This window comes from Psychromonas sp., from assembly GCF_041586535.1.
In the GTDB taxonomy this organism is placed as follows: Bacteria; Pseudomonadota; Gammaproteobacteria; order Enterobacterales; family Psychromonadaceae; genus Psychromonas.
In genome coordinates, this window is record NZ_JBFGZY010000157.1 from 1 (window position 1) to 9,274 (window position 9,274).

Below are 9,274 nucleotides of genomic sequence, written 5' to 3' on the forward strand. Positions count from 1 at the left end.
TAAAGTTTACGTGTGTACTGGTGAGAATGTAGGCTAATACACTGTTATGTTTTTATTCGGAGAATTCATGAGTACTAATAAGGCTGGTGATATAGGTGAAGAGAATGTACGTGAAGTGCTACGAGGATTAAAAGGTAATTTAATAAGTGGTTTTATTCGCTCTAATAACATTATTTATTACGGTAAAAATTTTCAATTAGATTTTTTAGCTTTTGTTCCTAAAATAGGGCTTGTAGTTATCGAAGTGAAAAATTGGAAGGGAACAGTAAAGGCAACAAGTAAAGATAAGTGGGTGCAAGAAGTTGGTCAATACCGAAATGAGTACGGCAATGCATCAAACCAAGTATTAAGAACTTCTGGTCTTCTTTTACAAATTCTTGAAAAGGCAAAGATGAACAAGTGGCCAATAAGGCCTGTAGTAGTGTTTGCCAATGACAAAGCAAAAATTCTTAAAGCGAAAGAGCCATTGGCACCACAAACAGATATTATTTTTAAATCCATGTTAGGTAAATGGATTGAAGAAAACTCTTTAGATGAGGTATTTTATAGTTTCACTGATATGGAATTTTCTTATGTAACAGAGGCAATTAAGAAATATAGCCAAGAATATTGTGACTAAACATAACTGGTAAGGATAGGTCGTGTGAGCAAAGCGAACCACGACTTAATCCTATTGTTGGACAAGCCCTCGTCGTTTACCTATGATATTTATAGTAAATATTTAAAGCGTTTTATGCCCCAAAGCAGCCTACAAAACTAACTCATAAACAGCTTTTTAAATCACTCTTTAGATTGCTTCAAAATACGTTCTTCATAATGGATCGTTAGATAAAAATTTTCATCACACTTCCTAACCCAAGTCGAATTATTAGATTTTTAGCCGTGCCCACTTATAAAAAAAACAAAGCGACTGCCCTACTTCACAACCCCCTTTAATCTTGCTAAGGGTTTCATCTCTTCACTGGCAAAAATTGGTTCGTAATCGCTGTTTTTGGCGAGTAACTGATAACGACCATCTGCAAGTTTTTTTACATCACGCAGTAAATATTGCGTATCACCACTGTCATCACGGTTTTCAATAACAACGGTTTGTCCCTGCAATGATCCCGCGTTTTCCGGAGTGATTAATTCAAGCAATAACAAATCGCCATCCACGATAGGATTTTTACCCCCGTTCATCGAGTTGCCCGTTGCTTTTGCTAAAAAGTGTTTTTCCGCAAGCAGATGTCCGTTCCCTTCGGGGGCATCCAAATAAGAAACTTGTGAATCATCGCCTGTTTTAAAGTGTCCGCAGGCGATTTTCAGGTTGGGGTAAAAAGCAAGTTGAGTAACTTGATCTGTCTCTTTTTGACTCTCCCCCTCTGTAACGGCTTTCTTATTATTAACAGTGTCGGGGCGTTGTGAATATTGCAGCAGGCGCAGCGCTAACAGCTCCTGCACGGCATCATGCAATGCTGGTTTGTCCTGCTCTTTAACATCAAGGTTGGCAACTAATCTGTTATCTTCGATTTTAAACCACTGCTTGCCTGTTTTTTTATTGACTGTGCAGCTGAATTTTATTGGATTGTTTTTCCAGTAGGTTAACCAGGCTGCAGAGTCCGGTTCGCTTTGTTGCAGCTTTTCTGAAAGTTCGCTTTGTTTCAGCAGCGGATAACGGTCAAATACCCGTTTGCTGTCCTCGGCAAGCGCTTCTAATGCTGGCGGATTAACAAAACCATCCAAGCGCAGAAAAGATTCCAATAAGATTGCTTTAAAGGATTTTGCCATTGCTGTTGTCTGCACGGCATGAAACAGAAACTCACCATAATTTGTGACTAACTGCGAAAACTGCGGATCATCCTGTTGTGTGGCAACCAGCGCCATCCAACTTTGATATTGCTTATTAACCTTGGTGAAATCCTGATATTCACTCCAGAATTCGCTGGCTGTCGGTCTATGCCCTAACTGCTCATATAAGTTCTGATAATCTTCAGCAGCCGTTGTCCGCTGCTGTTGCGCCAACTTCTGCCAAAAGTCGGTGATTTCAATATCATAATTAACAAAACAGCCATCGGCGAGTTTAGGTGTCTGGATATTCCCCAGCAGCCCACGCACGGTTGAACTACCGAAAAGCGCATAGGGTTTATTTAAAAAAGAGTGGTGATTTCCTATGAAATCAAGCACAACAAGATGCGCTTTATCTTCATGCAAACGCAGACCGCGCCCCAGCTGCTGCAGAAATAAAATTTTAGAGTCGCTGGGCCTCAGTATTAAGATGGTATCAATGGCAGGCAGATCGGTTCCTTCATTAAACAGATCGACAGAAAAAATCACCTCAACCGCCCCTCTTTCAAGTTGGGTCAAGGCCTCGTTACGTCTTGCCGCTGAGCAGGCATGAACAGATAACGCCGATATCCCGGCATGGTTAAAGCATTCTGCCATGTAGTCGGCATGTTTGACTGAAATACAGAACGCGAGGGTTTTCTGTTGTTTGTATTGACGCCAGTTTTTTAAAATATGATTTGCGCGTTTTTGAGTAGCAAACTGGTTATCGATACTCTGCGGATCAAAACGACCGTTTCGCCAGGGGATCGCCTGATAGTTTATAGACTCATCCCAAATCCCGTAGTATTTAAACGGCACCAGAATTTGATCATCAATTCCCTGCGTTAAGTTGCGCTGATAAACCAGATTGTTATCGCATAAACTAAGAATATCAGACTGATCAGTTCGTTCAGGTGTTGCTGTTAAACCAAGTAAAAAACGCGGGTTAAAATAGGTGAGTAGCTTACTGTAAATCGGCGCACTTGCATGGTGAAATTCATCAACCACAACATAATCAAAGTGATCATTGTTGAACTGTTTCAGATGATTTTCACGTCCTATTGTCTGTACAGAAGCAAAGAGAATATCCACCTCTTTTTGTCGCTGCTGGGCATTATAAAATCCGCTGCTTTTTTCCGGCATTAACTGGGCAAATGTGCGTTGTGCCTGCAGTAAGATCTCTTCGCGATGGGCGACAAATAGAATACGTTCAGCTTTTATCTGCTGTGCATCAAAAGCAGCTAACCAGGTTTTGCCCATTCCCGTTGCCAGAACAACCAGACCACGCTTAAAGCCCACTTGCCGGGTGTTTGCTAACGCCATTAATGCTTCAACCTGAACCGGGTTAGGGGTTGCCTGCTCAAACTGTTCTGACGGTAATGTGCCCTGCTCGATACTGATAAACTGCATCTTTTTACGGCGTTTTAGATATTCTGAAATCCAGTTGTTATCTAATTGCTTAGCTAACGGATGTTCAAAGATTTCAGCAAAGGCGCTGCGTATATTATTAAATTCCACTGCCTCACGTGACGTTTCTGGTGGCAGATAGTCATGCCTGAAACACCATTCATGGGCATTGGTTAACGCACTCTTACTTATATTATTTGAACCGATAAATGCACAGCCATCAAGCAGCTCTCTTTCCTGATTGCCCTGCCTGGTTTTTACAAAAATATAGGATTTCATATGGAAGGCTTGTTTGTGATCGCTTTGATAAATGCGAATGTCAGCCCCCCGCCCAACTAAAGGGATCAGTTCTCTGAGCGCGACAGGATCAGTAATATCAAGATAATCAGAGGTTAAGAGCTTTAAGCAGGCCCCATTGAGAATGGCGTCTTTTAAAGGCTCGAAGAGAAGATTTAAACCGCTGCGCTGAATAAATGAAACGGCAATTTCAATTTCACTGGCATGATTGATTGCATGTATCAGCTTCGGCAGTAGAGGATCATTGCCGCCTGTTGTAAGCTGGTTAGCATCATAACGCAGCGATAAATTAGCCGTTGCGGTTGTAGGCATTTTGACTTAATCCTTCTGCAAAATAACGTTCAGCCACAGTTCGCTTTCACGGCCTTCCCGCAGATCGCCTGTTTTCCACTGTTTATTAATGGATAAAGGTGAGTTTTTAATCTGCTGTGCAAATGAGTCTTCATCCAGGTTGGTAAATACACGGCCATTACGGGCCACCTCTCCCGCGCCATACTTAAAAGAACAGTAAAAAAGACCATCCGGCTTAAGCATTTTGGATAAAGATAAAAATACGGCTGGCAGATCTTTTAACGGAACGTGCAGTAAAGAAGCGCAAGCCCAGATTGCATCGAACATTTTATTGTTTTTATAAGTTTGAAAAAGAGCAACGTCGACCTTTTTACCGGTTAATTGTGAAGCCAATAATGCTAATTTTTCACTTGCGTCAAATGCAGCAACGTCAAAACCAAGTTCGATAAAATTTTTGCTATCACGTCCCGCCCCGCAGCCTGCATCCAAAATTGAACCGCCAGCGGGAATGAGAGGCAGAAACTTTTGATAAAGCGTATCCATATTGACGGATATAGTCGAATCATAAAAATTTTGCGCATTGTTTTCATAATACTGCAGGTTTGTGCTTTGCATAATAGTCTCGTTTGTAGCGGCTTTTCTTGTTTATTCATTACTGATTTTTAAAAGAAAATCATAGAAACACTGTATTGAAGATAGTGGGTTAAAGTAATTATTTTCAATTTTTATTTAGGGGATGCTGGAGCCACAACCTTATTTTGTTTATTTAATCTTGTTTCGCCATATCTTACAGTTAAGATCACTGTATTTCTCTTTGTAAGCATCTCTTTTTTGCTTCCAGCTCTCCATCGTGCAGCGGAACCGCGACTTCGTCTGAGATCCGTGTAATAATTAATCATGTCGTTTATATTATGACATTGGTTAAGTGAGCCTTGCTCTTTCGCAATTGATGGAGAGACCCACAATGTTAAATACAACAAACTGACTACTGAGATATTGCCAAAAAAAATTCCCTTTCAAAACCACCACTTCTTTTGGTTTAGAAAATAAAGCCCAATAACCAATACAAGTTTGCTGCATTTGGTGCCGGCGATGCGAAGTTAATTAACTTTTTTACTCCTTTAATCATGCTCAAGTCTCAATGCTTTGTACCCAAACCGTCACCAGGAATGATTTATTTTATAAATCATTCCATTTCTATTTAAACCCGCAAACAATATATTTTAAAATGATGTTATAAATAATAACACGTTGCAATTTACTGATGTCTATATGGGCAATAATGCCACTTTTGCTGTTAACTTTTACACTTAATTCAACGCATTGTTGCTCTGCCTGGTAGCGTAATCGCTGCATCACATCATAGGCGAGCTCTGCCAGATGATTGTTCTGCCGGCCATTTTAAGACAAGTTCAGGGCTGCGGTTATTTTCCGGGCTGAATAACCAGGTTTCCAGTACCCATTAAGTGCGCTCAGCGGGGGGCTAAAATCGTGGGAGCGACAACAATTCCCGCCTTAATTACTCGGTGGTTTTTATTTCGCTTAACTGCTGCGTTATTGAATGGGGTTTGCGGTGCATAAATGCACCCTACGATTTTACATTTTGTATAATTACATATTCAACGTAGGGTGCATTTAGGCACCGTGTAATGGCCTCTCCCTCGCGATACTTATTGAGGGAATCAAAGCGCAGAACTTACATCAGCCATTTCCACCAGATAAATACAGCCAGAAAACCAAACAGGTAGGCCAGACCAAGCCAGCTAAGTGCTTTCATACGTGATGTTAAAGCCAGTTTCCCCTGCGAATCAGCTTTCACCAGCAGGCGGTAATTAAGCAGTGCAAATACCGGTGTTGTAATAAAGGCCAGTACCATGGCGAAGTTGAGCATGGTCATCAACTGCGCGGTGAAAAACAGCAATACCACCATTGAGATAACGCTCACCGTCAACATCCAGCCATTGTGATAGTTACGTTGATCCAGCTCTTTACTCTGAATCAGCAATTGTGCTTCAGCCAGCGCACGTGAATAGCCGTCGATAACCGTAATAGTACTGCCGAAAATACAGAAGAATGCGACAATAGCAATCAGGTAACGGGACCAGTCGCCAATGGTTGATGCATACATGCTGACCAACTGATGGGAGAAGCCGATACCGGAGTTTTTCAACTCTTCGCCGCTACCGTTCAGCACCAGCGCACCGAGTGCCAGAAAGACAATCGCAAGCAGTGCGGTACCGATATAGCCGACATTAAAATCGAACAGTGCAGAGCGTTCCGTTACCTCCTGCTCTTTTCTTTGATTTTTCAGCCACATTGAGGTCAAACTGGAAACCTCTATCGGCCCCGGCATCCAACCCATCATGATCACAATAAAACCAATGGCGGCCATATCCCAGATTGAAGGAGACTGATAACCAACCGGAGCAACAGCACCGTTTCCGGCGGCGATTATCGCGGCACTGACGGTGGCGATAACCAGGGTCAGCATAATAATTTTTGACAGGCTATCTAACGCTTTATAATGTCCGGCAAATAAAATGGCCAGACAAATAAGCAGAATAATGCCCGCATTGGCGGTCATTGAAAGTTCAATGGGGGAAAAAAAACTAAATAAACTGGCACTGAACATCAGCAAAGCGGCAGTGCTGACGATAGCCGCAATGGTCATCAGGACGGTAAATATCCATAAGTAACTGCGTCCCATTTTGCTATAACCTTCAATAAGGCTCTCTCCCGTTGCCATGGTGTACTGAACACCGGCGCGGAAGAACGGATATTTAAAAAGGTTTACTAATAGGATGATCGCCGCAAGTTGCCAGCCATAGATAGCTCCAGCTTTGGTGGAAGAAACCAGGTGTGAGCCACCCACCGAAGCGGTCGCCATCATAATACCGGGCCCAAAACTATTAATTACTTTTTTCAACCGGTTAGTATTGTTTAAACTGCCGACGGTTGCGACGTTTTCCATGTTACTTTTCCTTGTGTGTAGAGTATGGGTGCAATTTTTTATTAAAAATGCGGCCTGCACAGCGGCCGTTACTTACTAAGTAGTCATATATAAATTGTCAGGTAGTTACTCAATGTATTAGTTATCCGTTTGGGGCCTCGGCTTCAGCCGCGCCATCATCAAGCCCGGCTAAAGCCGAGGCAACGTTCAGTATATAGACAGTACGGAATTGCCTAAAATACCTGATCACTTTTCACTAAGTACTTAGCTATTTTTCCATCCCGGCAAGACCCACTTTATAGAGGTGGTTGCTGTCGTGATGAGGCGCATGCCAAAGTAGCTAACTTAATGCGAGCTTTGAAACCACTCTAGCTGTTCTATTATATTTGAGCCTATGGCGGCAACACCTGGCTTACCTCAAATGTTTTTATCTTAAAGCCGGACTCAATCAGGCAGCTATTAAGCTGCGCAACATCCGCTATTCGCCTGAAAGGATATCCTCGCCAATAACGCTTTCAAAAACACAATTCTTATATCGCTATCAACAGTGGAATCTAAAAAAGAGTCCGCATCACTTTTTGAATATTGTTGGTTTATATTGACCGTGATTGTGTGCCCGCGACAAACGGGCAAATATATTAGCAAGTTAATCTGCTTTTATGTAGCAAAAATAACAGTAAAAAATCAAATAATAATAACCGTCAAACCTTTTCCTATTCTTATCATCCGCAAGGTGATTTTAGTCTGCTCTGCGGTGCGTTTTTAAACTATATGACACTCCTGATTTTTACCTTGCAAAATTAATCTGCTTAGGTAGAGTTGATAATGATTATCAAATCGAACCTGTTCGAGTGATTGTGTTGACTTGCTGAGGAAGTAAAACTGTTGTGCCGGGGCACTGAGTACATATCTCGTTAAGTGAACAGAATCTCTTTTTCATTATGCTTACAACCTATTAATCAGATTCAAAAATGGACCTTTAACTATGCATAAAATCACAGTATTAGCGGTAAGTATCAGCAGCGTATTATTAACATCACAGGCAAACGCAGCCAACCAGGTTGCCGATGCCCGTGGAAACGCGATGGGCAATACCGGTGTTGCTTCAGCAGATTATCTCTCCGCCCCATTCTACAACCCGGCGCTAGGCTCCAGCTTCAGAGATAATGATGATTTTGCTTTGCTTCTGCCTGCTTTCGGAGCTTCCATCCATGACAGTGACGACAGCTTAAGCGTTATTGATGATCTACAAGCATCTATTAAAAATTATGAAAGTGCCATCACCCCTTCATTGCAGCAAGCTGATGAGCTCAATGGATACCTCGACCAATTAGATGGGAATCAGCCTTTAAGGGTTACTGCAGGCCTTGGATTCGCAGCCTCACTACCATCGCAAACGGTTTCTTCCAACTTGTTTGCCCGCCGTTATATTGAAGTGGTTGCTGCGGCGGATGTAGCAGACGACAGTAACGTTGAACAACGTTATCAAAACTCTCATATCGATATGCTTGCCTTTGACTATACTGAAATTGGTTTGTCTTTTGCGAAAGCATTTACTCTTGCTGGAGAAAAAGTGTCTTTTGGTGTGACCCCTAAATACCAGCAATTAACAACCTACGCTCAACGCGTGACTGTCTCAGATTTCGATATTGAAAATTACGATGAGAGTGAAATCTCGAAAAATGCATTCAACTTTGATTTAGGTGCAGTATGGTATAAAGACAACCTGCGCACGGGTTTGGCATTAAAAAACATACTGGCACAAGAGATAGACGCAAAGCGCAATGGGTTACAAGATACTTATGAGTTAAAACCACAAGCCACCCTGGCTATTGCTTATACCGCCGAATATTTCACTGTCGCTGTTGATGCGGATTTAACTAAGCAAACTCGTTTTAAAAGCCTCAACGACGACACACAATTTGTACGTTTCGGCTTTGAAGGAAATGCATGGGATTGGGCACAATTACGTGCAGGTTACGAGATGGACCTGGAAGATACGCTTGATAACTCAATTACTGCCGGTATCGGTATTAGTCCATTTGATGTAGTGAGTTTGGATATTGCAGGCTCTTATGCAGGTGATAATCAATTTGGCGCTTCTGCCAATTTAGCTTTTACTTTTTAATTACAGAAAAATCAATAAGTAGAGAGAATTAAGCGGCTGGGGGACAACGCTTGTTTCTCTCTGCACAAAGAGCAGCCCGCAGAAAAAGTATCAGTGCGTTGATGGTGCGTAAATGCACCCTCCGTCTACCCGCAAATTACGCAGCGAGAATAAAACGACCACCGTCGTAGTGCTAAAGCCGGGACGGCCAAACTTCCATTTATGACGCGTTATACCAATTCCGTTAATTAGATGATCTATTTATGCGTAGGAGAAATGGATGAAAGCAAGGCATTGATTGCAGTAACTAGTTGTTCTAATTACACAAAATCGTATGGAACGATTTTGAACAGCTTTAGCTGGCCACAAAGTGGTGAAGAACAGGACGTTCTGAATCAAATCAATAACAAAGACTAAAA

The 9,274-nt window shown here is 42.0% G+C and carries 6 protein-coding genes; 3 read left to right on the forward strand and 3 right to left on the reverse strand.

Translation table 11 applies throughout. From position 1 onward, the window contains the following. Window positions 1–67: 67 nt before the first annotated feature. Window positions 68–619 (forward strand): nuclease-related domain-containing protein, encoded by a 552-nt coding sequence (locus ABZA00_RS14955; protein ID WP_372882957.1) that lies wholly within the window; start codon window positions 68–70, stop codon window positions 617–619. Between the two features lie 296 nt (window positions 620–915). Here the strand turns inward: ABZA00_RS14955 and ABZA00_RS14960 are convergent, their stop codons facing one another. The 3 genes from ABZA00_RS14960 to ABZA00_RS14970 all read right to left on the reverse strand — a co-directional run bounded on the left by ABZA00_RS14960 (window position 916) and on the right by ABZA00_RS14970 (window position 6,769). Further along, the gene (locus ABZA00_RS14960; protein WP_372882958.1) at window positions 916–3,819 is read right to left on the reverse strand and encodes a DEAD/DEAH box helicase family protein; all 2,904 of its coding nucleotides are present in this window, start codon (window positions 3,817–3,819) and stop codon (window positions 916–918) included. A 6-nt stretch (window positions 3,820–3,825) separates the two neighbouring features. Then, on the reverse strand, window positions 3,826–4,413 hold the full coding sequence (locus ABZA00_RS14965; RefSeq protein WP_372882959.1) for a class I SAM-dependent methyltransferase: 588 nt from the start codon (window positions 4,411–4,413) through the stop codon (window positions 3,826–3,828). Between the two features lie 1,081 nt (window positions 4,414–5,494). Further along, the gene (locus ABZA00_RS14970; RefSeq protein WP_372882960.1) at window positions 5,495–6,769 is read right to left on the reverse strand and encodes an NRAMP family divalent metal transporter; all 1,275 of its coding nucleotides are present in this window, start codon (window positions 6,767–6,769) and stop codon (window positions 5,495–5,497) included. A 964-nt stretch (window positions 6,770–7,733) separates the two neighbouring features. Here ABZA00_RS14970 and ABZA00_RS14975 point away from each other — a divergent pair. Together ABZA00_RS14975 and ABZA00_RS14980 are read left to right on the forward strand one after the other, a co-directional pair. Then, window positions 7,734–8,876 carry a conjugal transfer protein TraF gene (locus ABZA00_RS14975; protein WP_372882961.1) on the forward strand — a complete coding sequence of 381 codons (1,143 nt, stop codon included), beginning with the start codon at window positions 7,734–7,736 and terminating at the stop codon, window positions 8,874–8,876. Between the two features lie 231 nt (window positions 8,877–9,107). After that, on the forward strand, window positions 9,108–9,272 hold the full coding sequence (locus ABZA00_RS14980) for a hypothetical protein (protein ID WP_372882962.1): 165 nt from the start codon (window positions 9,108–9,110) through the stop codon (window positions 9,270–9,272). Window positions 9,273–9,274 lie beyond the last annotated feature (2 nt).